Source organism: Mycobacterium sp. SM1 (genome assembly GCF_018361265.1).
In the GTDB taxonomy this organism is placed as follows: domain Bacteria; phylum Actinomycetota; class Actinomycetes; order Mycobacteriales; family Mycobacteriaceae; genus Mycobacterium.
In genome coordinates, this window is sequence record NZ_JAFLNH010000001.1 from 1,140,988 (window position 1) to 1,163,951 (window position 22,964).

At 66.6% G+C, this 22,964-nt stretch carries 24 protein-coding genes and 1 tRNA gene; 11 read left to right on the top strand and 14 right to left on the bottom strand.

Annotated features, from left to right (window positions below; translation table 11 throughout):
* Window positions 1–5: 5 nt before the first annotated feature.
* Window positions 6–776: a type II restriction endonuclease gene (locus MSM1_RS05360; RefSeq protein WP_213440521.1), complete on the bottom strand. Its 771-nt coding sequence runs from the start codon at window positions 774–776 to the stop codon at window positions 6–8.
* Between the two features lie 586 nt (window positions 777–1,362).
* On the opposite strand from MSM1_RS05360, the gene MSM1_RS05365 reads away from it, so the two are divergent.
* Complete coding sequence (locus MSM1_RS05365) at window positions 1,363–1,893, top strand: bacterial proteasome activator family protein (RefSeq protein ID WP_213440522.1); 531 nt, start codon at window positions 1,363–1,365, stop codon at window positions 1,891–1,893.
* A 48-nt stretch (window positions 1,894–1,941) separates the two neighbouring features.
* On the opposite strand, the gene MSM1_RS05370 is transcribed toward MSM1_RS05365, so the two are convergent.
* Window positions 1,942–2,802: a sulfurtransferase gene (locus tag MSM1_RS05370; RefSeq protein ID WP_213440523.1), complete on the bottom strand. Its 861-nt coding sequence runs from the start codon at window positions 2,800–2,802 to the stop codon at window positions 1,942–1,944.
* Between the two features lie 513 nt (window positions 2,803–3,315).
* Here MSM1_RS05370 and dnaK point away from each other — a divergent pair.
* The 4 genes from dnaK (at window position 3,316) to trxA (ending at window position 7,043) form a co-directional block, all read left to right on the top strand.
* Window positions 3,316–5,199, top strand: coding sequence for a molecular chaperone DnaK (gene dnaK, locus MSM1_RS05375; RefSeq protein WP_213440524.1), 1,884 nt, complete (start codon window positions 3,316–3,318; stop codon window positions 5,197–5,199).
* Between the two features lie 90 nt (window positions 5,200–5,289).
* Complete coding sequence (locus tag MSM1_RS05380) at window positions 5,290–6,153, top strand: DnaJ C-terminal domain-containing protein (protein ID WP_213440525.1); 864 nt, start codon at window positions 5,290–5,292, stop codon at window positions 6,151–6,153.
* Window positions 6,150–6,461 carry a chaperone modulator CbpM gene (locus tag MSM1_RS05385; RefSeq protein WP_213440526.1) on the top strand — a complete coding sequence of 104 codons (312 nt, stop codon included), beginning with the start codon at window positions 6,150–6,152 and terminating at the stop codon, window positions 6,459–6,461. The genes MSM1_RS05380 and MSM1_RS05385 overlap by 4 nt, the downstream gene beginning before the upstream one ends.
* A gap of 141 nt (window positions 6,462–6,602) precedes the next feature.
* Window positions 6,603–7,043, top strand: coding sequence for a thioredoxin (gene trxA, locus MSM1_RS05390; protein WP_213440527.1), 441 nt, complete (start codon window positions 6,603–6,605; stop codon window positions 7,041–7,043).
* A 180-nt stretch (window positions 7,044–7,223) separates the two neighbouring features.
* Here the strand turns inward: trxA and MSM1_RS05395 are convergent, their stop codons facing one another.
* Window positions 7,224–8,306, bottom strand: coding sequence for a DNA polymerase domain-containing protein (locus MSM1_RS05395; protein WP_236054754.1), 1,083 nt, complete (start codon window positions 8,304–8,306; stop codon window positions 7,224–7,226).
* Between the two features lie 204 nt (window positions 8,307–8,510).
* Here MSM1_RS05395 and MSM1_RS05400 point away from each other — a divergent pair, with 204 nt between their 5' ends.
* The gene (locus MSM1_RS05400) at window positions 8,511–9,641 is read left to right on the top strand and encodes an ATP-dependent DNA ligase (RefSeq protein ID WP_213440528.1); all 1,131 of its coding nucleotides are present in this window, start codon (window positions 8,511–8,513) and stop codon (window positions 9,639–9,641) included.
* Between the two features lie 112 nt (window positions 9,642–9,753).
* Here the strand turns inward: MSM1_RS05400 and MSM1_RS05405 are convergent, their stop codons facing one another.
* The 6 genes from MSM1_RS05405 to MSM1_RS05430 all read right to left on the bottom strand — a co-directional run bounded on the left by MSM1_RS05405 (window position 9,754) and on the right by MSM1_RS05430 (window position 13,799).
* A complete protein-coding gene (locus tag MSM1_RS05405; protein WP_213440529.1) occupies window positions 9,754–10,239 on the bottom strand; it encodes an NUDIX domain-containing protein in 486 nt (161 codons plus the stop codon).
* Window positions 10,240–10,244: 5 nt separating this feature from the next.
* Window positions 10,245–11,600 (bottom strand): wax ester/triacylglycerol synthase family O-acyltransferase, encoded by a 1,356-nt coding sequence (locus MSM1_RS05410; protein ID WP_213440530.1) that lies wholly within the window; start codon window positions 11,598–11,600, stop codon window positions 10,245–10,247.
* Between the two features lie 204 nt (window positions 11,601–11,804).
* Window positions 11,805–12,581, bottom strand: coding sequence for a class I SAM-dependent methyltransferase (locus MSM1_RS05415; RefSeq protein ID WP_213440531.1), 777 nt, complete (start codon window positions 12,579–12,581; stop codon window positions 11,805–11,807).
* Window positions 12,582–12,711: 130 nt separating this feature from the next.
* Window positions 12,712–12,802, bottom strand: a tRNA-Ser gene (locus MSM1_RS05420).
* Between the two features lie 29 nt (window positions 12,803–12,831).
* The gene (locus tag MSM1_RS05425; RefSeq protein WP_213440532.1) at window positions 12,832–13,290 is read right to left on the bottom strand and encodes a nucleoside deaminase; all 459 of its coding nucleotides are present in this window, start codon (window positions 13,288–13,290) and stop codon (window positions 12,832–12,834) included.
* Complete coding sequence (locus MSM1_RS05430; protein WP_213440533.1) at window positions 13,287–13,799, bottom strand: tRNA adenosine deaminase-associated protein; 513 nt, start codon at window positions 13,797–13,799, stop codon at window positions 13,287–13,289. Before MSM1_RS05430 ends, MSM1_RS05425 begins: the two co-directional genes overlap by 4 nt.
* A 194-nt stretch (window positions 13,800–13,993) precedes the next feature.
* Here MSM1_RS05430 and MSM1_RS05435 point away from each other — a divergent pair, with 194 nt between their 5' ends.
* Window positions 13,994–14,938, top strand: coding sequence for a prephenate dehydrogenase (locus tag MSM1_RS05435; protein WP_307857336.1), 945 nt, complete (start codon window positions 13,994–13,996; stop codon window positions 14,936–14,938).
* Here MSM1_RS05435 and MSM1_RS05440 read toward each other — a convergent pair.
* The gene (locus tag MSM1_RS05440; protein ID WP_236055491.1) at window positions 14,901–15,428 is read right to left on the bottom strand and encodes a putative glycolipid-binding domain-containing protein; all 528 of its coding nucleotides are present in this window, start codon (window positions 15,426–15,428) and stop codon (window positions 14,901–14,903) included. The two genes, MSM1_RS05435 and MSM1_RS05440, sit on opposite strands and share 38 nt — an antisense overlap.
* Window positions 15,429–15,599: 171 nt before the next feature.
* Between MSM1_RS05440 and MSM1_RS05445 the strand changes: the two genes are divergently transcribed.
* Entirely contained in the window at window positions 15,600–15,941 is a 342-nt protein-coding gene (locus tag MSM1_RS05445) for a lipopolysaccharide assembly LapA domain-containing protein (protein WP_213440536.1), read from the top strand.
* A 57-nt stretch (window positions 15,942–15,998) separates the two neighbouring features.
* Here the strand turns inward: MSM1_RS05445 and MSM1_RS05450 are convergent, their stop codons facing one another.
* From MSM1_RS05450 to MSM1_RS05460, 3 genes are all read right to left on the bottom strand, one after another.
* Window positions 15,999–16,628 (bottom strand): histidine phosphatase family protein, encoded by a 630-nt coding sequence (locus MSM1_RS05450; RefSeq protein ID WP_213440537.1) that lies wholly within the window; start codon window positions 16,626–16,628, stop codon window positions 15,999–16,001.
* Between the two features lie 155 nt (window positions 16,629–16,783).
* Window positions 16,784–17,416 (bottom strand): hypothetical protein, encoded by a 633-nt coding sequence (locus MSM1_RS05455; protein WP_213440538.1) that lies wholly within the window; start codon window positions 17,414–17,416, stop codon window positions 16,784–16,786.
* A 314-nt stretch (window positions 17,417–17,730) separates the two neighbouring features.
* A complete protein-coding gene (locus MSM1_RS05460; protein WP_213440539.1) occupies window positions 17,731–18,426 on the bottom strand; it encodes a class I SAM-dependent methyltransferase in 696 nt (231 codons plus the stop codon).
* 37 nt (window positions 18,427–18,463) lie between these two features.
* Between MSM1_RS05460 and MSM1_RS05465 the strand changes: the two genes are divergently transcribed.
* Window positions 18,464–18,931, top strand: a complete 468-nt coding sequence (locus tag MSM1_RS05465) for a MarR family winged helix-turn-helix transcriptional regulator (RefSeq protein ID WP_374101655.1) — start codon at window positions 18,464–18,466, stop codon at window positions 18,929–18,931.
* Between the two features lie 71 nt (window positions 18,932–19,002).
* On the opposite strand, the gene MSM1_RS05470 is transcribed toward MSM1_RS05465, so the two are convergent.
* Window positions 19,003–20,025 (bottom strand): MaoC family dehydratase, encoded by a 1,023-nt coding sequence (locus MSM1_RS05470; protein WP_213440541.1) that lies wholly within the window; start codon window positions 20,023–20,025, stop codon window positions 19,003–19,005.
* A 62-nt stretch (window positions 20,026–20,087) separates the two neighbouring features.
* On the opposite strand from MSM1_RS05470, the gene MSM1_RS05475 reads away from it, so the two are divergent.
* Window positions 20,088–21,245, top strand: coding sequence for an acyl-CoA dehydrogenase family protein (locus MSM1_RS05475; RefSeq protein ID WP_213440542.1), 1,158 nt, complete (start codon window positions 20,088–20,090; stop codon window positions 21,243–21,245).
* A gap of 258 nt (window positions 21,246–21,503) precedes the next feature.
* Window positions 21,504–22,868 carry an HNH endonuclease signature motif containing protein gene (locus tag MSM1_RS05480; protein WP_213440543.1) on the top strand — a complete coding sequence of 455 codons (1,365 nt, stop codon included), beginning with the start codon at window positions 21,504–21,506 and terminating at the stop codon, window positions 22,866–22,868.
* The last annotated feature ends 96 nt before the right edge of the window (window positions 22,869–22,964 follow it).

A 22,964-nucleotide genomic window follows, 5' to 3' on the forward strand; every position in this document is an offset into this window, starting at 1 on the left:
CCGGCCTACCCCTTTAGCAGCTTGTCGAGCTGCTGCTGGACGACGCGGCCGATCCTAAAGTTGTACTTCCGCCAGTACGCGTAGAAGGCCTCAGGCGAGTCGAACTCGCCCCGTCCTTCGCGCAGCGCGTCGATGTGCTGGACTGCGCCGATGTACTCGCGGGTCGTCGACGAGCGTTGCTTGCTCGCGATCCTCCAGGCCTCGTGGACGATCAGCTCCAGATCCTCGATGCGGGCGAGGCTGGTGTAATTGAGCGTGTAGATGCCGATGAGGTCTAGGTGTGACGTGTACTCGTCGAAGGGCCGAAAGGTGCCGGGCCAGTGCAGCTGGGGATACCGGAAATAGGTATTTCCGGTGTAGAGCGTGATGCGGCTCTGCGTAAGGTTCGTCGGCCGCCCGGTCTTGGTGACCCTGCGCTTGGCCACCTTGACGTCAACGGCATGGAAGCCGCCGCCGAAGCGCGGGCCGGACAGTTCGAGGTCGGGGTAGCCGCGCTCGCTGCCGCGCAGCACGATCACGCCCTTGGTCGCTTTGGCCCGCTCCAGCAGGAAGTCAACGAGGCTGACCTCGAGGACATTGGCAAGCGCGGCGGGCTCCTGCGGTAACGGCAGTATGTGGCCGCCATCGGCGAGGGTCTGCGCCAGGCTGGCCGCGTCGTCGGCGGCGATCGGCCACGAGAGGTGGCCATTCAGCCGAAAGACACCGGCGAGGTCGAACTCGTACTGGGCACACTGCTCGCCTAGCCATTGTCGGGCCGCTGCACCTCCGTCGTCCACGCTCGAAAGCTTTCCAGAAGAAACTCGACGACAGCACCTACGCGTGGCGGTTTCGCCTGTCGAAGGCCTTGGCGAAAAGCTTGGATTGCGCACGCATTGTCTCGCGCTATGCCGGCCGTGGTCGCGTCTTCGCTCAAGGCATTGCCCAGGCCCTTCATAACATCGACCCCATGTTCGGGGGCATTCAAAACCGGCCCGATCTCAAGCGTTATGCGCTCGGCGTGGTGGGCGTGTGCTCACTTCTATTTACTCAGATGCGATTTGAGCACGGCAACCGCTTCCGCGATACCTCCCCCACAGGCTGGACTGACACCGCCGCCATCCTTAACTCAGGGCGGCGTTACCGGCGACGGTAGATGTGGGCTCGATGCTCGACGGCGACGGTAGATGTGGGCTCGATGCTCGACGGCGACGGCTTCGGCCTGACCAGCACACCAAACACAGTCAGCGGCAGTGGTTGGTGCTGCCGGATGAACTAGTGTTACCAGGAAGTCGAAGTCGTGAACGGCGATCAACATGACGGTGCGGCCCGCAGCTACCAACGGCCTGGACCACGCCACGGTGGTTGCCAGCGGATGCACGAGGGATGGTGACTGGATTGACTGCCGAAAATGGCGCTGACAAGGTCGAACGCATCGGCGTTGATCCCGGGTCGGCGGCGGGCGCGGTGGAGACCGGATCCCAGGAGGAAAGGTCGCTGACCAACCTGGTCGAGCAACCCGCCAAGGTGATACGGATCGGCACCATGATCAGGCAGCTGCTCGAGGAGGTGCGGGCCGCGCCACTGGACGAGGCCACCCGTACCCGGCTGCGCGAGATCCACGCCATCAGTATCCGAGAACTCGAGGACGGCCTGGCGCCGGAACTGCGTGCGGAGCTGGACCAACTCACCTTGCCGTTCAGCGAAGATACCGCACCCTCGGATGCCGAATTGCGCATCGCCCAGGCCCAATTGGTCGGCTGGCTGGAAGGGCTCTTCCATGGAATCCAGGCGGCGCTGTTCGCCCAGCAGATGGCCGCCCGCACACAGCTCGAGCAGATGCGCCAGGGCGCGCTGCCTCCCGCGGCAGCGCAGTTCGGCCAAGCCGGGACTTCCGAGACCGGCCCGTACCTGTGAACGACCAGCGGTAGCTCTAACCGGCGATGGCCGGTCGGCAGCTTATTCTTATTCGGGTTCGAGACCGCACGCGACGGGGCGGGCCGGATCCGAAATCCACTCCGACCATGATCCGGGAAACAGCGGCGCCATCCAACCCACCGCAGCGAGCGCGGCAATCATGACCGTCGCCGTAATGCCCGAGCCACAGTAGACACCGACGTAGTCGGCGGGTCCGATATTGTGGCCCCCCAATAGCCGGCGGAGCGCGCCCTCGTCGAGGAACGTGCCGTCGCTGGCCAACACAGCGGTGCTTGGAATGCTCTTGGCACCGGGGATGTGGCCTGCGACCGGATCGACCGGCTCAACGTCGCCGCGGAAGCGTTCGGGCACGCGCGTATCGATCAGCGTCAACCCTTCGTCGACGCACTGCTGCGCGGTCACTGTTAACAGGCATCCCGAGTACAAATTACGTTGCAGCACAGTGACATTCCCGGGCTGCGGGGTTACCGGCCCGGTGTCCAAGGGGGCTCCGGCCGACCGCCACGCAGCGAGGCCGCCGTCGAGAATGCGAACGTTGTCGAGCCCGGCTGCGGTTAACACCCACCACGCCCGCGCTGAACCAGCACGGTTCCAGTCGTCGTACGCCACAACCAGCGTGTCGTGACGGACCCCCCACCGGCGTGCGGCCGCCTCGAGGCTGCGCCCCGACGGCAGTGGGTGACGGCCACGGCCGGCGATCGTGTGATCGCTGAGTTCGTCCTCAAGTGACACATACACGGCGCCCGGAACGTGGCCCTGCAGGTAGGCCGCGTACTGATCCGGCTCATCGAACCGCCACCGCACATCGAGTATGGTCACCGGGTCGCGAGCCTGGATAACGCCGGCCAGCTCTGCGGCGGTGATCAGCACCCGAGCGCGCGTGTCCACCGACTCAGGCTACGTGACGGATGATCGGCATAGCACTGCCGGAGTATCCGGCGGTGGAGGCCCCCGCAGCGGGATGTCGACACCCAAAAAGCGTGCTGTGCCCGGGCGACGCTTCGTTCGCTTTTCCCTCGGGCCCCGTGGCGCGCGGGAGCGCCGGTCCTTCCGCTGTTTTGGCTGGCCCGCTCGTCGACCGGAAAAGCCGATGCAGGCCACTACCGGGGCCGGCCCGAAGGCGACCGGGTTCATGCGCGTCTGACTCGAGGGGCGATGGTCCTGCGCTGATGGGTCTTTGGCCCCTATTTGCGTGGGCCGTAACGGTTGATTCTTGGCATGTCTCAGCTCCGGGACGGAAGAGAGCAGCACACATGACGTGTGACGTGTTAGGAATGATCGTCGTGCTCCGGCCGGCAAAGACCTCCTGCCGCCGGACTGACAAGGACGCGAATGGCTGTCCGCAAGGGACTTGAAAAGGATCTGGAAAGGACCCGGGAAAAACCCGGGAGGGAGTATGTGATGGCGACCGCGGTCGGTATCGATCTGGGGACCACCAACGCGGTGATCGCGGCTTGGCGCAGTGGCCGGCCGGTGGTGATCCCTAACGCCGAGGGTTCCCGAATCACCCCGTCAGTGGTGGCCTTCACCGAATTCGGTGAGCGGCTGGTGGGGCAGCCGGCCCGTCGGCAGGCGATCGTGAATCCCAAGGGCACCATCTATTCGGCGAAGCGCTTCATCGGTCGCCGCTTCGCCGAGGTATCCACCGAGGCCATGGCGGTCGGCTTCGATGTGGTGCCGGGCCCCCACGGCGAAACCCGTTTCGACGTGCGTGGCGAGAGCGTCACTCCCGAGCAAATCAGCGCACAGGTGCTGCGCAAGCTCGCCGACGACGCCGGCAAGTTTCTCGGTGAGCGGGTGCGCCAAGCGGTCATTAGCGTTCCGGCATATTTTGATGACGCGCAGCGCAATGCCACCAAGGATGCCGCCAGGATCGCGGGCCTGCAGCTGCTCGGCATCATCAACGAGCCCACCGCCGCGGCGCTGGCCTATGGCTTGGACAAGAAGGGCCACGAGACGGTTCTGGTGTTCGACTTCGGCGGTGGCACCTTTGATGTGAGCTTGTTGGAGGTGGGTGACGGCGTGGTGGAGGTACGTGCCACTGCCGGTGATTCACATCTGGGTGGCGATGATTTCGACCGTCTCTTGGTGGATTACCTCGCCGACGAGTTCCGGCAGGAAAACGGCATCGACTTGCGCGAGGACGCCCAGGCGCTGCGGCGGTTGGTCGAGGCGGCCGAACAGGCCAAGGTCGAACTGTCCTCGGTCGCCCAAACCCGCATCGACGTCCCGTTTATCGCCGCCGATGCAGGCGGGCCCAAACATTTGGCGAGGCCGATTATGCGCTCGACGTTTGAAAACCTGACCTTGGATTTGGTGGAGCGCTGCCTGGGTCCGGTCAGGCAGGTGATGGCCGATGCGAAGGTGACCGCCATGGACATCGACGAGGTCATCCTGGTCGGGGGGGCGACGCGCATCCCGGCGGTGCAGGCGCTGGTGCGCCGCCTCACCGCGGGTATGGGTCCCACCATGGGCGTGAACCCCGAGGAGGTGGTGGCGCTGGGTGCCGCGGCGCAGGCCGGGGTGCTGATGGGTGAGCTCTCCAGGGTGGTGCTGCTGGATGTCACGGCGCTGTCGCTGGGAGTGGAAACCCGTGGCGGGGTGATGACCAAGGTGATCGAGCGCAACACCACCATCCCGGCCCGCCGCAGCGAGGTTTTCACCACCGCTGAAGACAATCAGCCCGCCGTCGACGTCGTGGTGCTGGAGGGTGAGCGCGAAATGGCCAGAGACAATCGGGTTCTCGGACGATTCACCGTGCACGGCATCCGCCCTGCCCCGCGCGGTGAACCGCAGATCGAGGTCACCTTCGATGTCGACGCCAACGGCATCCTCGACGTCACCGCCCGCGACAGGGATACCGGCGTCGAGCAGCACATCACCGTTAGTGAACGCCCCGGCCTCGACCAGGGTGAAGTCGAGCGCATGATCGCCGAAGCCGAGCAGCACCGCCGCGAAGACGAGCAGCACCGCCGCGAGGTGGAGGCGTGCAACGAACTCGATTCGGTCGCCTACCAAGTCGAGCGGTGCCTGGCTCGGCTGGGTGACTCGGTGGCGACGCATGACCGGGTGCGCGCCGAAATGCTGATAGCCGACGCCCGAAACGCCATCGAGGAGCACACGCCTGTGGTCAGGGTCCGGTCGTTGACCTCGGACCTGCAGCAGGTGCTCTACGGGCTAGAGTCTTCGCCCGCCGGTGGCGGCGAGGGACAGCGCCACCGGGGTCTCCCGATCGAGCGCCCGGGAGACGACGGTGTCGTTGACGCCGAATTCGGTTGGGGCTGAGCATCATGGCAAACCCTCGTCGAGGGGTGGCCGTACCCACCCCACCCGGGTGCCCGCACAGCGCCGCCGGTCGCCCGGGGGGCACACCCCATGGCGCGTGACTACTACCAGACGCTCGGGGTGTCCCGGGACGCAACCGCCGAGCAGATCCAGCAGGCATATCGCAGGCTGGCCCGCAAACATCACCCGGATATCAACAAGGATCCCGGCGCCGAGGAACGGTTCAAAGAGGTCAACGAGGCCTACCACGTGCTGTCGGATCCGAAGACCCGCGAACGCTATGACCGGTTCGGCGAAGACTTTCGCCGGGTTCCGGAGGACTACGACGAGCGCGCCAGCGCGGGCGGGGGCGGCTTTCGCGGCGCGGGCATCGACATCGATGACCTGCTGAGCGGTATTTTCGGGGGTGTCGGCGGGTTCGGCCCGGTCCCCGGCGCCGATCAAGAGGCCGAGCTGGAGCTGACTCTCGAGGAGGCCTACCGCGGCGGTAGCCGCCGAATCAGATTGGATGGCCGGGCGTACACCGTGACCATTCCCCCTGGCATAACCGAGGGCCAGCGGATAAGGCTGCCCGGTGAAGGCGCCCGCGGCAGCCGCAACGCCCCTCCGGGCGACTTGTACCTGGTTGTGCACATCGCGCCGCACCCCCGATTCCGGCTTGAAGGGCGTGACATCAGCACCGATTTGCTGATCTCGCCGTGGGAGGCGGTCTTGGGCGCAACCGTCGCGGTGCACACCCCCGCCGGGGAGGCAAAGGTCAAGGTGCCGCCGGGCTCATCGACCGGCCGGCGACTGCGATTGCGGGGGGAAGGAATGCCCAACCCGCGTGGGTCACCGGGTGACCTATACGCCGAGATCAAAATCATGGTGCCGGCGAAACCGACCCCACGGGAACGGGAGTTATTCGAACAACTGGCCGCCGAATCCCGCTTCGATCCGAGGAGGGCACGTTGAGCGAACCGGTTTCCGGCGGGCGCTACCCGCTGGCCCGCCCGCCCCGCTTGCATATCGAGACCTTTGCGCAACGCTGCGGGCTGCACCCGGACACGGTGCATAAATTCGTCGCGTTGGGGCTGCTGCCCTGCCATCCCGATACCCGCGGGGAGCTGTGGTTCGACCCCTCGGCGGTGGCCCTCGCCGGCCGGATTCAGCGATTGCGGGTCGGGCTGGGATTGAACTACGCGGCAATCGGGCTGGTGCTCGACTTACTAGACCGCATCGAAGAACTCGAGTCCGCGTCGCGCAAGAGGACATCGCCGTGAGTTCAGGGGCACCGCCGCGCATGCCGAACACCGCCGCTTCAATGGGCGATTGCCGAACTGGACGCAACGCCCCTGTGTCACTGGCGAACCGGCGGTGCGCTATTCGGACCCAGCGTTGGCCTCGTGAGAAAGGCAGCAACCATGCAAACACCCATCGTGCAATGCCCGAACTGTGGGCGGCGCAACAGAGTCCCGGTCGCCGGGTCGGGAAAGCCCCGCTGCGCCCAATGTCAGAGCTGGCTGCCCTGGATTGTTGAGGCCGGCGACCATGATTTCGCCGAGGTCGTCGAGAAGTCCTCGGTTCCTGTGCTGGTGGATCTCTGGGCCCCCTGGTGCGGGCCGTGCCGAATGGTCAGTCCGCTGCTCGCACAGTTAGCCGCCGAACGTGCGGGTGAACTGAAACTCGTCAAGATCAACGTGGATACCGCGCCCGCGGTCTCCCGACGTTTCGGAGTGCAGGCCGTGCCCACACTGCTGATCGTTGACCACGGCCGACTGCTCGCGCGGCAGGCTGGTGCCGCCCCCGTCACGGCGCTCAGAACTTGGCTGGACCACGCCCTTGCGGAAGGTGCCACAAAGTAGGCTGCCCATGACAGCGGTGCGGCGCGGTGGCGCCAACAGCGCCGCGTGGCCTGGAATGCGGTGTGCGAGCACGATGCGCGTTGGGGTGCTCGGCATGCGCAGCACGTTCCGCGGATACCGCCAGTGTTGGCTTCGGTGGCCATCGCTGAGAGGACGCCGAGAGGACGCCGAGAAGAACGTCTAACCTCGATTCTTGGGCGGCGTAGGGGTCGCCGACCAACCGCACCGGGAATCGCGACTAACCGGTGCCGCGGCCCGCCGGCTCGGCTGCACGCGCTTGGGTTCGCCCGGCATCTTCGGATAGTTCGGCGGGTAGGGCAGGTCGCCCAGGCCGCGCTCTTCGTCGACCCGCGCCAGTGTCAGCAGCGGGGTGATCGACTGAGCGGTCGCGTCCATGCCGGCCCAGGGGTCCTCGCGGCGCGCCACCAGCCCGGGCACGGTGGTCATGGTGTAGTGGTCGGGCTCGGCATCGGCCAGCTCGTCCCAGGTCAGCGGCATCGACACGGTCGCAATCGGGGTGGGGCGCACCGAATACGCCGATGCCATGGTGCGATCGCGAGCGTTTTGGTTGAAGTCGACGAAGACACGCGGGCCGCGTTCCTCTTTCCACCACGACGTCGTCACCGCGCCGGCTGCGCGGCGTTCCAGCTCTCGGGCCAACGCGATGCCCGCTCGGCGTACCAGGATGAAATCCCAGTCGGTGGCGATGCGTAGAAACACGTGCACGCCGCGCCCGCCGGATGTTTTCGGGAAGCCCACCAGGCCGAGCTCGTCGAGCAGCGGGCGCAACACGTCGACGGCCACCGCGCGGGCCTGGCCGAACCCGACACCGGGCTGCGGGTCCAGGTCGATGCGCAACTCATCGGGGTGCTCGGTGTCGGGGCAGCGCACCGGCCATGGGTGCAGCGTGATGGTACCCATCTGCGCCGCCCACACGATGGCGGCGGGGTGGGTGATCTGCAGCGTTTCGGCGGTTCGTCCCGACGGAAACGTCACCCGGCAGGTGCGCAGGTAGTCGGGGTGGCGCGGCGGTATCCGCTTTTGGTAGATCTCCGCCCCGTCGATGCCGGCGGGGAACCGCTGCAGATAGGTGGGGCGGTCACGCAGCGCGGTCAGCATCGGCCCGTCCGCGAGGGCCCGGTAATACGCGACGAGCTTGCCCTTTGTGCCGTTGAGACCCAGCTTGGGAAAATACACCCGGTCTAGGTTGGTCAGCTGGACCTTTACTCCATCAATGTCGAGTTGCTCTGCAGCACTTGCCATTGCGGCTCCAACCTTTTAGGGCAGGGCTGGTGTGGGCACCGGTAAGCGTGGGGGTTGCCGACGCGCACAAGCCCCCAGCGTCATCCTGCAGCAGCGTGGCCGTGTCCGAATAGATCCGCGCCCGCACACGCTACTTGCCGCCGCGCCGATGCCCGCTCACGCGGCGGGTGAACCCGTTGCGCGCCACAGGGGCACAATGAGCCGGTGAAGCTGCCCGTCATGCCGCCGGTGGCCCCAATGCTAGCCAAAGCGGTTCCGTCGATCCCGCCCGGCGCATACTACGAGCCCAAATGGGATGGCTTCCGGTCGATCTGCTTCCGCGACCTCGACGAGGTCGAGCTGGGTAGCCGTAACGAAAGGTCGATGACCCGGTACTTCCCCGAACTGGTCGTGGCGATCAAGGCCGAGCTGCCGCCGCGGTGCGTGGTCGATGGTGAGATCGTCATCGCCACCGGCCACGGCCTGGATTTCACTGCGCTGCAACAACGCATCCACCCTGCCGAATCGCGAGTGCGCCGGCTCGCCGAACAAACCTCGGCCTCCTTCATCGTGTTCGACGTGCTTGCGCTCGGCGATGCCGACTACACCGGGCGGCCGTTCAGTGAACGCCGGGCTGCGCTTGTCGATGCCGTGGCTCCTTGCGGGGTTTCTGTGGGGGCCCGTTCGATCCGCTCGGTTCATGTCACGCCGGCGACCACCGACATGGCGACCGCTCGCCGCTGGTTCGAAAGGTTTGCGGGGGCGGGTCTGGACGGGATCGTCGCCAAGCCACCGACCCTCACCTACCAGCCGGGCAAACGTGTCATGTTCAAGGTCAAACACGAGCGGACCGCCGACTGCGTGGTCGCCGGCTACCGGGTGCACACCCGCGAGGACAACGCCATCGGCTCGCTGCTGCTGGGGCTCTACCACGACGACGGCGCCCTCGCCCCGGTAGGTGTCATCGGCGCCTTCCCGGCGGCCGAACGACGGCGGCTGTTCGCCGAGCTGCAACCCCTGGTCACCACCTTCGATGCCCACCCGTGGAGCTGGGCCGCTCACCACGCCGGCCAACGCGCCTCACGCAAAAGCGAAACCTCGCGCTGGAACGCGGGCAAGGATCTCTCCTTCGTGCCGCTGCGACCCGAGCGGGTAGTCGAGGTCCGCTACGACGACATGGAAGGCGACCGATTCCGCCATACCGCCCAGTTCAACCGCTGGCGCCCCGAGCGTGACCCGCGCTCCTGCACCTATGCGCAACTCCAACACCCGGGCGCCGTCGGCCTCGGCGACATCATTCCCGGTCTTCGCATTCCCGGTCTTCGCTCGGCCAGCGCGTCACGGGAGGCCACCTGACGTGCCCTGCACGAAATCGCTTGGTGGACACTTAGCCTCTGCAGACACTCTGCTGGGTGCGGTGCCGCACGCCGGTATCCAGCCCTTCGGCAGGGCTGGGCGAGATGCGCGGTCAGCTCTCCTCACCGAGTCCCGCAACCGCCGGATGGGCCATCAACCGATCGAGAAACGCGCGCTGACCGCTGACCAGCTTGCGGCGGGCCCGCGCTACCGGAAACCATGCGGCCCGGTCGATCTCGGGAAAGGCTTGAATCCGCCCGGACCCCTTGGGCCACTCCAGTTCGAAGGTGTTGCTATGCGCGCCGGTCACATCGAGATCACCGTGCACGGCGAAGACGCTGACAACCTTTCCGCTGGGTTGTTTCCGCGAACCGAGCTCGATTCGCTGCCCGGCCGGCACGGGCAGTCCAATCTCTTCGGTGAACTCGCGCTGAGCGGCGGCCCAGGGATCTTCGCCCTCGGCGTACTCCCCTTTCGGGATCGACCACGCCCCGTCGTCCTTGTCGGCCCAGAACGGGCCGCCGGGATGTGCGATGAGCACTTCGACGACACCGTTTTTGATCCGATACAGCAGCAGGCCTGCGCTGAGTTTGGGCATGGGTGCTACACCCCGGTGGCGTGTTCCAGGTCCGTCAGCGACATCTCCAGATGATGGAGCAGGCGCTGCAGATGCGGTACACTGCGCCGGCACCCCACCAAGCCGAAATCCAGGTTGCCGGCGTTGCTGACCAGGGTGATGTTCAGCGCTTGCCCGTCCAGGGCGATGGATAGCGGATAGTTGCCGTCGAGCCGGGCACCCCGGCAATACATCGGCTCGGCCGGTCCCGGCACGTTGGAGATGACGATGTTGAATGGCGGTGGCGTGGCGGCAATGAAGCCGGGGACCGCCACCAGGGCTAACGGTGCAATAGTGAACGCCGACAACACCAGTGCCTGAAGCCGGGGCAGCTCAGCGAAGACTTTCTTGTTGCGACGCATCGATGCGCTGATGGTCTCCAGCCGTTTGGCAGGGTCGTCGGTGTTGGTGGCCAGATTGCACAGGATCGTCCCGACGAGATTACCGCCGCTGTCGGACTCATCCTGAGAGCGCAGGCTGACCGGAACCATCGCGATCAGCGGCGTGTCCGGCAGTGCGCTTTGTTCCATCAGGTAATAGCGCAGCGCGCCCGCGCACATGGCCAGCGCCACGTCGTTGACCGTCACCCCGGCTGCTTGCTTGACGCTTTTGACGCGAGCCAGCGGCCACGACTGGGCCGCGCACCGTCGTGCTCCCCCGATCTTGACGTTGAACATGGTGCGCGGCGCCGCGAACGGCAACGTCAGCTGCTGCTCCCACAGCGCGGCGCGCGCTAGATGCAGCATCGAGGGACCAAGCCCAACAACAGATCCCGTTGTGCGGATGAGCGTTTGCAGTCGGGATGACGATCCACGCGCCCGTCGACGTCGAGGTAGGCTCCAGATCGCTTGCACCTCAGGATCACCCGGGTCGGTCGAAAGCGCGCGCTGCATCAGCTTCAGGGCCGAGACACCGTCGATCAGGGCATGATGGAGCTTGGCGTACACCGCGAACCGCCCGTCGTCGAGCCCCTCCACCAGGTGCAGTTCCCACAACGGACGATGACGATCGAGCAGGCTGCTGTGCAACCGGGAAGTCAGCACCAACAAGTCACGAACCCGCCCCGGTGCGGCCAGCGCGGACCGCCGCACATGGTAGTCGAGGTCGATCTCGTCGTCGTAGGCCCAGCCCAGGTTGGCGATCCCGCCGAAGATCGTCGCCGGACGCTTGCGAAACGTGGGCTGAACGTCCTGAACGGCGATCATGTCCTTATAGATCTCCCCGATGAACTCCGGGCCGGCGCCTTCGGGCGGCTCGAATAGCTGCAAACTACCCACGTGCATGGGGTGCTCACGGCTTTCGAACATCAAAAACATGGCATCGACGGGCGATATCAGTTCCATTAGCCCATTACACCCGTGGAACCGGCCGTTTAGCGGCGCTTCGGCGCGTTTGCGACCCCTTGACCCGAACCGGTGATTCCCGGATCGTCGTTCCGGGCCGAGGCGCGCCTAGACGAGGCCGCGGGCGCTCTCACGACTCGCCGAGCCGCTGGCACCGGCGGAACGGCCGGATGCGGCTTTGTGTCGACAGGTTCCGTAGGCGTATCACCACACCCGCTTGCGTCCCAACACAAACGCGAACCGGTCGGTGAAGCACAGGACCTTGGAACGGTGGGTCTTTCGGATCTCGTCGACGCCGGCGGCCAGTTCGTCGTCGTCGAATTCCGACAGCACCGACAGGTATCGGCTTTTGACCATGTCCAGGTACACGTGCGTGGGCAAGCGCTGGCGGAAGGACTCATAGCTCACCGACGTCTGCAACCCGGCATCGCGCAGATAGCCTGCGATCGCCTCCGGGTGCGGCTGCAGCGACTCGAAAAGCCTAAGGGCGGCGCGAAATAGCGGATACTCGATGCGGGTCGGCAGCATGACGATCAGGAGCCGTCCGTCGTCGGCGAGCAACCGTGCCAGGCCCGCCAGCGTCGATGCCGGGTCACAGAAGTGGTGCACCGCGTCTTTGATCAGCAAGCGGTTCACCGTGGCCACTGGTAGCGTCGACCGACCGGCTGCCAGGTCCTCGGCCGTTGCCTGCACCGGAATGTAGGTGGCCTTCTCGGGCAGCCGTGCGAGCATGGCCGCGCAGGGATCCACACAGATAACCCGTGCGGCGACGTCGCCGAGTCCGCGGCAGTAAAGGCCCGTTCCACAGCCCAGATCGACGACCTGCGAGCAACCCACCGGCCGCAGGTAATCCACGATCCGCCCGTTCATCCAGGAGACGAACGCCGAGCTGTGGGCCCAGTGCCGGTCGTAGACGTTCGCCAGCCGGTCGTAGTGACCGCTGGTGCCGCCCCGGGGTGCCCCTGCACATCCACCCGGCACGGCAGCCCATCATAGAGGTGGCTGGGCAGCAGCGCCGCCATACCGCATAGCGGCATCAGGCGGTAATGCGGGTGCAACGAGCTAGCTAGCACGGATTCCGGATTCCGGCTGCGGCGGCGCAGCAGAACTGTGGCGGTGGCGGAGGGATTTGAACCCTCGGACGGGGGCTACCCGTCACACGCTTTCGAGGCGTGCTCCTTAGGCCGCTCGGACACACCACCGCCGAGCAGCTTACCGAACCGCTCGCCGCTCACCCCAATCGCTGGCGGGCGAAGAAGTCTTCCAGCAGCGCGGCGCACTCGTCGGCCAGCACACCGCCCCGCACCGCCGGGCGGTGGTTCAGCCGGCGATCGCGCACCACATCCCACAGCGAGCCGACCGCGCCCGTCTTGGGCTCCCAGGCACCGAACACCAAGCGGGCGATGCGCGCCAACACCAGCGCACCCGCGCACATCGTGCACGGCTCGACGGTGACCGCCAGCGTGGTGCCCGTCAGCCGCCAGCCGGCCCCGAGCGCCCGCGCCGCCGCACGCAACGCCAGGATCTCCGCGTGCGCAGTGGGGTCGCCCAGCGCTTCACGGGCGTTGACCGCGCGGGCGAGTTCGGTTCCATCGGGGGCCACGACCACCGCGCCCACCGGCACGTCGCGCGGCCCGGCGGTGGCGGCCACCGCCAAGGCTGCTCGGATCAGCTCTTCGTCGGCAATCACCGACCCAGACGCTCGAGCACCGCCGACAGCTCCTCGGCGAACCCCATTTCCCGCGCTATCCGGCCCAGTTGCTCATCTGCGTACAGGTCGGTCTCGTCCAGGATGACACCCAGCACGGCCTCGGGCAGCCCGACGTCGGATAACAACCCCAAGTCGCCTTCCTCGAACGGCTCGGCGTCCTCGAGATCCTCGGGGTCGAGGTCGGCGTCGAGGTTCTCCAGGACCTCGGCGGCGATGTCGTAATCCAGCGCGGCGGTGGCGTCCGACAACAGCAGCCGGGTCCCTGAGGGCCCGGGCCGCACGATGACGAAGAATTCGTCATCGACGTTGAGAAGACCGAAAACCGCTCCCGCGCTGCGTAGTTCACGCAATTCTGTTTCGGCGGCGGCAAGACTCGTCAGCGCCGTGGGCCGCATCGGGAAGCACCGCCATTTCCCCTCTTCCCGCACGACGGCAACGCCGAAGCCCTCTGGCTTATCGGCGCGCGCGGAGACACCCTGTGCTCCCATGCGCGCAACGCTAGTCGCTGACCAGTCCTCTTGACCAGCCGATCGACCGGGGTTTCACGGGGCCGGTGGGACGCGAAATGCCCCCTGCTCGCCGGCCCGCTGCCCGGGCCGCAGCCGTCAGCGACGGCCCGCACCTCCTGGGAGGCGGATCCCTTTGGGAGATGTGCCAACCTTGGAGGGTGGCCAGGACACCGGTGTGCGTACTCGGGTTGGGGCTGATAGGCGGTTCCATCATGCGGGCCGCCGCGGCGGCGGGCCGTGAGGTCTTCGGTTACAACCGCTCGGTGGATGGTGCCCAGGCTGCCCGATCCGACGGCTTTGACGCCACCACCGACCTCGGCGAGGCGCTGGTCCGAGCCGCCGATACCGGAGCCCTGATCGTGCTCGCGGTTCCGATGCCGGCGGTGCCGCCCATGCTCGCGCGGATCCGGAAATCCGCTCCCAACTGCCCGCTAACGGACGTCACCAGCGTCAAAACCGCCGTGCTCAAGGAAGTCGTCGCCGCCGGTTTGCAGGCACGATTCGTCGGTGGCCACCCGATGGCGGGCACCGCGCACTCGGGTTGGGCGGCCGGCCACGCTCAATTGTTCACCGGAGCCCCCTGGGTGCTCAGCGTGGATGATCACGTGGACGCCGCGGTGTGGTCGACGGTGATGACGTTGGCGCTGGATTGCGGGGCGGTCGTGGTGCCGGCCCGATCCGACGAGCATGACGCCGCCGCGGCCGCGATTTCGCATCTGCCGCACCTGCTCGCCGAGGCGCTTGCCGTCACCGCTGCCGAGGTGCCGCTGGCCTTCGCGCTGGCCGCCGGGTCGTTCCGGGACGGCACCCGGGTCGCGGCGAGCCCACCCGATCTGGTGCGGGCGATGTGCGAAGGCAACGCCGCGCAACTGCTGTCGAGACTGGATCGGGTCATCGGGCTGCTCAGCCGTGCCCGGGATTCGCTGGCCGGCAACGGCTCGGTCGCAGAGCTTGTCGAAGCGGGCCATGCCGCCCGAACCCGCTACGACAGCTTCCCTCGCACCGAGATCATCACCGTCGTCATCGGTGCCCCCAACTGGCGTGAAGAGCTGGCGGCCGCGGGCCGGGCCGGCGGGGTGATCAGATCCGCTCTGCCAAGCCTGGATAGTCCACGATGAACCCGTCGGCGTCGACCAGCACGGTGACGTCGGCGACCGGCGACTTCACCTTGATCGGCTGGAGATCGCCCGGGCCCGTGCTGGTGTAGCTCACCGTGGCCGCATCGACGGCGATATCCGGCAGGTACACGTAGACCAGCGGTAACGTAACCGAGTCCGCCCGCTCGTGCAGGCCGGTGCGGCGAATCGCCAGGGCATTGAAGAAAAGGCTGAAGACGACGTCGACGTCGAGGGCGCCGTCGTAAGGTGCGCGGGACTCGCCCCGATGGTCTGTCAGCAACCACATGTTCTCCTCGTCGCGGGCGATGGAGAGCTGCCGCTCCCGTTCCGCCAGCGTGACGGTAAGCCCAATTCGCTTGGTAGCGCCGGTCTCATCGGTCTGCACGTCGTAGTAGGCGCTAAACGCCGGCTGCGTTTTCGTGGCGGCGGCCACAATCTGACCGTTGGCCTTGATTCGCTTACCCGACAACTGCACCCGCACCTGTTCCATGCGCGAGCTATCGGGTGCCCGCCAGGTCAAAGTCGCCGGCCAGACGCGCTGCGTCGGATCTGAGGCTGCACTCACGGGTCTACCGTAGGCTACGGCTCCCGGTCTTCCCAGCCAGGCAACGACCGCGCTTGGTTGGTTACCTTCACCGCAGGAAAGGGCAAAGATAACACTATGAGCAGCACTCCCCCTGCCCCGTCCGATCAGCCGCAGGGCGCGGCGCCGCCGGGTGCGGAGCACGACGCGGCCCCGGGCCCGACGGTCATGTTCACCCGTACGGGTGCCGTGTGGACGTCGCTGACAGTGGGGTTCTTGATCCTGATCGTGCTCCTGATCTTTATCACCCAAAATCCCGCCTCGGTGCCGTTCACCTTTCTGGGCTGGCACTGGAGCCTGCCGCTCGGGGTGGCTATTCTGCTCGCGGCCGTGGGCGGTGGGTTGATCACCGTGCTGGCCGGTACCGCGCGCATTTATCAGCTGCGCCGGGCAGCCAAGAAGGGTGCCGCCCGGCGCTAGCACGAAGTGCGAGTGCGGCCGCGAAGGCTCACCCGGGCGATCTTCTGGTGCGCCAAGTCATGGCTTTCCGTCTTCGCCGCGGTAGCGACGGTTCCGCGGCAATAGATCCCACACATGGTCGGTGCAGTTGACCGTCACGACACTGGCCCGAGCGGCGCGAGAGAACAGCAGCCGGGTCACCGACGCATAGTCGATGGGAAACGACAGCAACCGCGTGGTGCCCAGAATCTCGTGCAGCACGACATTTATCACCCCTCCATGGCTGAACACCGCCACGGTGTCCCGATGATCGGCCATGCTGACAACGTCCTCGACACCCGCCCGGACCCGGGCCCGGAATGCCTCCTCGTCAACCGAATTGGGCAACTGCCCGGACGCCAGGCGCGCCCACTGCTGCGGGTGCTCCTCGCGAATCTGCTCGACGGGGATATACGCCGGTAGCTCACGGTCATATTCAGCGAACCGCTCATCGACCTCGACGGGCAGACCGCGCGCCGCCGCCACCGGCGCCGCGGTCTGCACCGCGCGGCGCTGCGGGCTGCTGACCACCCGGGAAATCGGATATCTGGCCAGCGCTTGGGGTAACCGCGCGGTCTGTGCCAGCCCGTCGTCGGACAGCTCCGGGTCGGAGCCCTGGCCGTGCTCGCTACGCAGCGGCACGGCGTGGCGCACCAATAGCAGCTGCATGTCGTCGTCCTGTCGTCGAGTCGATCTGGGTAGATTCCCAGATCGCCTGCCAACAGGCATACCTGACCGCGGTGCCTCGGCCTTCACTCCCTGGGCCCGCGGGGTGATGTCGGCCATGCGCCGCCGGCGAGCACGCCGGGGTGGGCACGGCGCGCTTAGCCCTCGGCGAGCGCGCCGTGCAGCGACTTGTTGGCCTCGGTGATTGCGGCCAAAACCTTAGCCCTGGCGTCGGCGAGCTTTGCTTTCTGCTCATCCGTGCCAGACCAGACGATCTTGCGCGCCAGTCCGGCAAGTTCGAAAAGCCCCCACCGGATCTTGATGACATCGCCGAACTGGGCTGCTCGCGCGAAAAACGCGTGAGCAGTCTCGCTGCTGACACCGCGCCACGCCAAGAGATTCTTGCCAAGCTCGGTCAGGGACGCCACGCCATTGTCGACGCTCACCAAGCCGCGACCGGCGAGCACCCCGATGGCGAGCTCTACGAGCTCCCGCGGCGGGGTAAAAGCGCCCTCGGTCGCCTCGGTGGTGCGTTGCACAATCTGTGCGGCATCGGCCGGGCCGTCGAGCAAGAGTGCCAGGGTGCCGAATGCCGCCCGCTTGAGAAAGCGGGGCTTGCCGAATCCCCGCCCAAATCCGGGCCCACCAAAGCCGGGACCGCCAAAGCCGAAGCCGGGGCCACCCCAGCCCCGCCCACCGAAGCCGGGACCATCAAATCCGGGCCCACCGAGGCCGGGACCATCAAATCCGAAGCCGAAGCCGGGCCCCCCGGCGAATGCGCCATAACCCATATCTGTCGTCCTTTCTTCTTAATCCCATGAGTCGACCGATCTCGCGGTCGCCATGCCCAGAGTAATCAATCATCTTGATATACGTCAACATAGTTGATCTAACTGCTAGCGGCCTGCGTGCACGCCAGGCCTGGGGCGTGTTCACGGCTGCGCCGCTGGGTGAATCCGACCGCCATGCGGCCCGGCCTGAGGCGCATCCACGGCCTTCCCAGCCGGCGTCCCCGGCGGTCCAGCGGGAAAACGGCTGATCCGACGAGCTTGTGCCGACACTCGTACCCGCACGGCTCCAGCGCGGACCCAGGTGGCAGATGTCGTCAGTCCAAATGGGCCGACAACAGCCAGGCGGCGACCGACTTGCGGCCGCCGGGCTCGTCCTGGAACTTCATCTGGGGCGCACCCGGCGCATCCGCGAAACCCCTCGGGAAGTTCCCATAGATGCGGGCGGGCTTGATCTCGTCGATCACCCAGTACGTCGAGACCACCTGGCGCAGTTCATCTTCGGTGACGGCATATGGTGGGCCCGCGGGGACCGCGGCCTTGTCGAAGACCAGCACGAAATAGGAGGCGCCGGGCGCGGCAGCTCGCACTATCGCTCGCTGGTAACCCTCGCGGGCCTCGACCGGGATGGAGTGAAACAGCGTGCTGTCGACGATGGTGCCGAACCTGCCTTCTGAGCCGGGTGGGTACCCGGCGAACGAGCTGATATCGGCCACCTCGAACCTGGCATTGGTCAGGCCGCGCTTTTCGGCCTCGCGGCGGGCCAAGTCGATGGCGGTGGGTGAGAGGTCCAGCCCCACCGTGGTGTAGCCGCGTTCGGCAAGGTATAGCGAGATGGCGGCTTCTCCGCAGCCGACATCGAGAACGTCGCCGTGAAACTTGCCCTGCTCGATCAGCGCGGCCAACTCGGGCTGGGGCTCCCCAAGGCTCCACGGGGGACGCACGCCCACTCCAAATTGGGCGGATTCGCCACGGTAGACCGAATCGAAGTCGACATCGACGTTTTCGCTCACGACCTCATTGCTATCAAGTCAGTTGATATGTGTCAAGATGTTTGATATGAGTGAATACGAGGATCAGCCGCTGGGCTATCTGCTCTACCGGGTGATGTCGGTGCTGCGACCCCAGGTGGCAGCCGAGCTGGGGCCGGTGGGATTGGGGTTGCCGGAGTTCGTGTGCCTGCGGATTCTGTCCACGTTGCCCGGGCAGTCCAGCGCCGAGCTGGCCCGTAACACCAACGTGTCGCCGCAGGCGATGAACCTGGTGCTGCGAGGCCTGCAAGACATGGGTGCGGTCACCCGCCCGACAACGGTGTCGTCGGGCCGGGCGCTGCCGGCCCGGCTTACCAGCAAGGGCAGGGCGCTGTTGAAGCGTGCCGAAGCGGCCGTGCGCGTTGCCGACGAGCGACTGCTGGCTCCCCTGACACCGGCCGAGCGTCGCGAGTTCAAGCGGCTTCTCCACGTGGTGGGCTCGCAAGCGCTCGATACCGTCGCGGCGTCCCCGCCCGGCCCACGCTGAAAGTCATGCAGGATCTTCCTGGCGGCCATTGTGGCCACTGTGCCCGTGGCCGGCCTCGCGCCCGCTCGCGCTTAGAACTGCAGCGCGGTGAAACGCCAATCCAGCACTTGCCGGTCGGGCTCGTCGTCGCGGTCACTGACCGCGTAGACCAGCGACCGCAAACCCAGCACGCCACCCCGGGCGGTCGGTTCGGCGGACTCGACGTGCAACTCGCTGTACAAGGTGTCACCCTCGTGCACCGGGCCGGTGTGGTCGCAGGACTGCCAGCTCAGCACCGTGGCCAGGTTCGGCAGCAGCCGGCTGGCCTGGGCCAGCGCCAACCCGATGGTGTGCCCGCCGTACACCAGCCGGCGCCCCCCGACCCGGGAATCGTGATGGGTGGCGGCGATATTCAAGGTGAGACGGGCAAGCTCGGGGGCGCTGGAGACCACATCGCCGGTGCTGTGCCACACGGTGCCGGCCAGGCTCACGTCGAAATGCGGGCCCGGCACCCGTCTGCGGAATGCCCGGCCGTCCCAGTCGGCGGTCGGGTCGGACGCCGGCGCCGCCGCGTCGGCGCCGATGGCGGACACATCGTCGCCACGGACCGCGTCGTCGGGGTGCCACCCGGAGCTGGCGGGCAGCATCGCGCACCGGTAGAAGTCGAGCACCAACCGGTCGGCCTGGTCGACGGTGGTCATCCGCAGCGCCGCCAGCCCGGTCGGCGCGCGGCCTGGCCTAAGTGCATTGGCGCGCAACCCAACCACCTCGGTGCGGGTGAAAAGGGTGTCGCCGATCACCGGGAACCGGTGAAACGCCAACCCGCGGTAGAACAGGTTGGCTTTGACGCGCTGAGTGACCAGCGTGCTTTGCCCGATCGCCACATCGCACACCAGCGCCGGATGCGCAAGCGCCGCTGGCGCGCCGGTAACCGCGGCGGCCAGATCGGCATCCAGGACAAGTCGCAGCCGGTCCCCCACAATCGCCTGATGCACCGCCGCCAGCCCGGGGGTCAGCGTCATCGCCGGCGCAGAGTCAAAGACCTGGCCCACCGAGAGATCGTCGAAGTACGGCCCGCCCGCCCGCGAGCCGGTCTGCCCGCCGCTCGAAGTCACAACGCCACATGCTGGCAGTCTTGTGAACGGCGGGTCAACACGGCCCCGCTGTGGAGGTAGCAATGCTGAGCAACGAGTTGACCGACGAAGAAGCCATGCTGGTCGCAACCGTGCGGGCGTTCATCGACCGGGACGTGAAGCCGAGCGTACGCGAACTCGAACACGCCAACACCTACCCCGAGGCATGGATCGAGCAGATGAAACGCATCGGCATATTCGGGCTGGCCATCGCCGAGGAATACGGCGGGTCACCGGTGTCGATGCCCTGCTATGTGCTGGTCACCCAGGAGCTGGCGCGCGGCTGGATGAGCCTGGCGGGCGCGATGGGCGGACACACCGTCGTCGCCAGGCTGCTGGCGCTGTTTGGCACCGAGGAACAACAGCGGCGGTATTTGCCGGCGATGGCCACCGGTGAGCTGCGGGCCACCATGGCGCTGACCGAGCCCGGTGGCGGCTCAGACCTGCAGAACTTGTCGACCACCGCGTTGCCGCAGGGAGATCAGCTGGTGATCCACGGGTCTAAGACCTGGATTTCCAACGCGCGACACTCCGGGCTGATCGCGCTGCTGTGTAAGACCGATCCGAAGGCCACGCCACGCCATCAGGGCATCTCGGTGGTGCTGGCCGAGCCCGGCCCGGGTCTGACGGTGTCCCGGGACCTACCCAAGCTGGGGTATAAGGGCGTGGAAGCCTGCGAGCTGTCGTTCGACGGTTTCCGCGTGCCCCGCTCGGCGATCCTGGGCGGGGTGCCCGGGCGGGGCTTCGCGCAGATGATGAAGGGCTTAGAGACCGGTCGCATCCAGGTGGCGGCGCGGGCTTTGGGGGTCGCGACCGCCGCGCTGGAGGATGCGCTGGCGTATGCCCGGCAGCGGGAGAGCTTCGGCCGGCCGATCTGGAAGCATCAGGCCATCGGCAATTACCTGGCCGACATGGCAACCAAGCTCACCGCCGCGCGTCAGCTCACCCGCTACGCCGCCGAGCGCTATGACAGCGGCCAGCGCTGCGACATGGAGGCCGGGATGGCCAAGCTGTTCGCCTCCGAGGTGGCGATGGAGATCGCGTTGAACGCCGTACGCATCCACGGGGGCTATGGCTACTCCACCGAATACGACGTCGAACGCTACTTTCGCGACGCCCCCCTGATGATCGTCGGTGAGGGCACCAACGAGATTCAGCGCAACATCATCGCCGGGCAGCTGGTCGCCCGCGGCGGGATCTAGGCAGCATCAGCAGGCAGCGCGCCTGCCAGTCCGCTGGGAGGGAACCTGCGAAGCCCGCGGGCCACGTTTGAGCTGGTGATCCACCCACTATTGCATTTCGGCGTTGAGGATACCGTCGCCGCATGATGTCGAAAGAAGCGAGAAGGCCGGTCAAGCCGAAGTCGCCGATCTTTGAGAGCACTCAAAACAATTGCGCCACGCCAGTTCCTCCTGTGGATAACTTCTGCGACCGTCGGATCGTTACGGTATTATTCAAACATGTGTTCGAGTCACGCGGAGATCGTCGAGGTCTTCAACGAGCTCGAGGCTGACGTGCGCCGCGCCTGCGAGTTGTCGGTCGACTCGTTGACCACTCCGGAGTGCTTGGCGTTACTGCGGCGCTGTGAGATAGTGCGGCGCCTGCTGCCGACGATCGAGCACCCGTTGATCAATAAGGTCGCCGAGCATGCCGATCAGACCGAACTGGGCGGCAAGTTGGCATTCGCGCTGGCCGAGCGGTTACGCATCACCCGCGGGGAGGCCTCCCGGCGTATCGCCGAGGCCGCCGATCTGGGTCCGCGCCGCGCGCTCACTGGAGAACCCTTGGCGCCGGTCTTGACCGCGACGGCTGCCGCGCAGCGCGCGGGACGGATCGGGGCCGCCCACGTGCGGGTGATCCGGGAGTTCTGGCACCGGCTGCCCTGCTTCGTCGACACTCCCACCCGGGAGAAGGCCGAGGCGCATCTGGCCGGGCTGGCCCAGCAGTATCGGCCGGACCAGCTGGCCAAGCTTGCCGACAAACTGGCCGATTGTCTTAACCCCGACGGCGATTTCACCGATACCGATCGAGCCCGCCGGCGCAGCCTGATCCTGGGCAAGCAAGACATCGACGGCATGAGCCCGATTCGCGGCTATCTGACCCCCGAACTGCGCGCCACGATCGATGCCGTGCTGGCCAGATTGGCGGCCCCTGGCATGTGCAACCCGGAGGATCAAACCCCATGCGTGGACGGCACCCCCTGCCAGGCGGCCATCGAGGCCGACACCCGCACGGCATCGCAGCGGGCCCATGACGCCGTAGGTGCTGCGCTGCGGGCCATGCTGGCCTCAGGTGAGCTCGGTCAGCATAACGGGCTGCCGGCCACCATCATCGTCACCACCACCTTGGCCGAGCTCGAATCCGGTGCCGGCAAGGCGCTCACCGGCGGCGGCACGCTGCTGCCGATGAGTGATGTGATCCGGCTGGCCTCTCACGCGCACCACTATTTGGCGATCTTCGACAAGGGGCGTGCGCTCGGGCTCTATCACACCAAACGGCTGGCCTCTCCGGGACAACGGATAGTGTTGCACGCCAAGGATCGCGGGTGTAGCTTCCCGGGCTGCGATGTGCCCGGGTACCTAACCGAAGTGCACCACGTGACGGAGTTCGCCGAGACCAAAGAAACCCATATCGACGACCTCACCCTCGGTTGTGGCCCGCACCATCAGCTGGTCACATCCGGCGGCTGGAAAACCCGCAAACGAGCCAACGGCGACACCGAATGGATCCCCCCTGCCCATCGAGACCACGGACAACCCCGCACCAACACCTACCATCACCCCGAAAAACTGCTGCGCGACGAAGAAGACGACGACGGGCCGTAGGCGCGGTTAGGTGGCCGCTGCCGGGGTGAACGGTCCCGTTGGCCGCCCGGGGCGCGGCCACGGTGGTGCGATGCACACAACCGCTTCCGTTTGCGA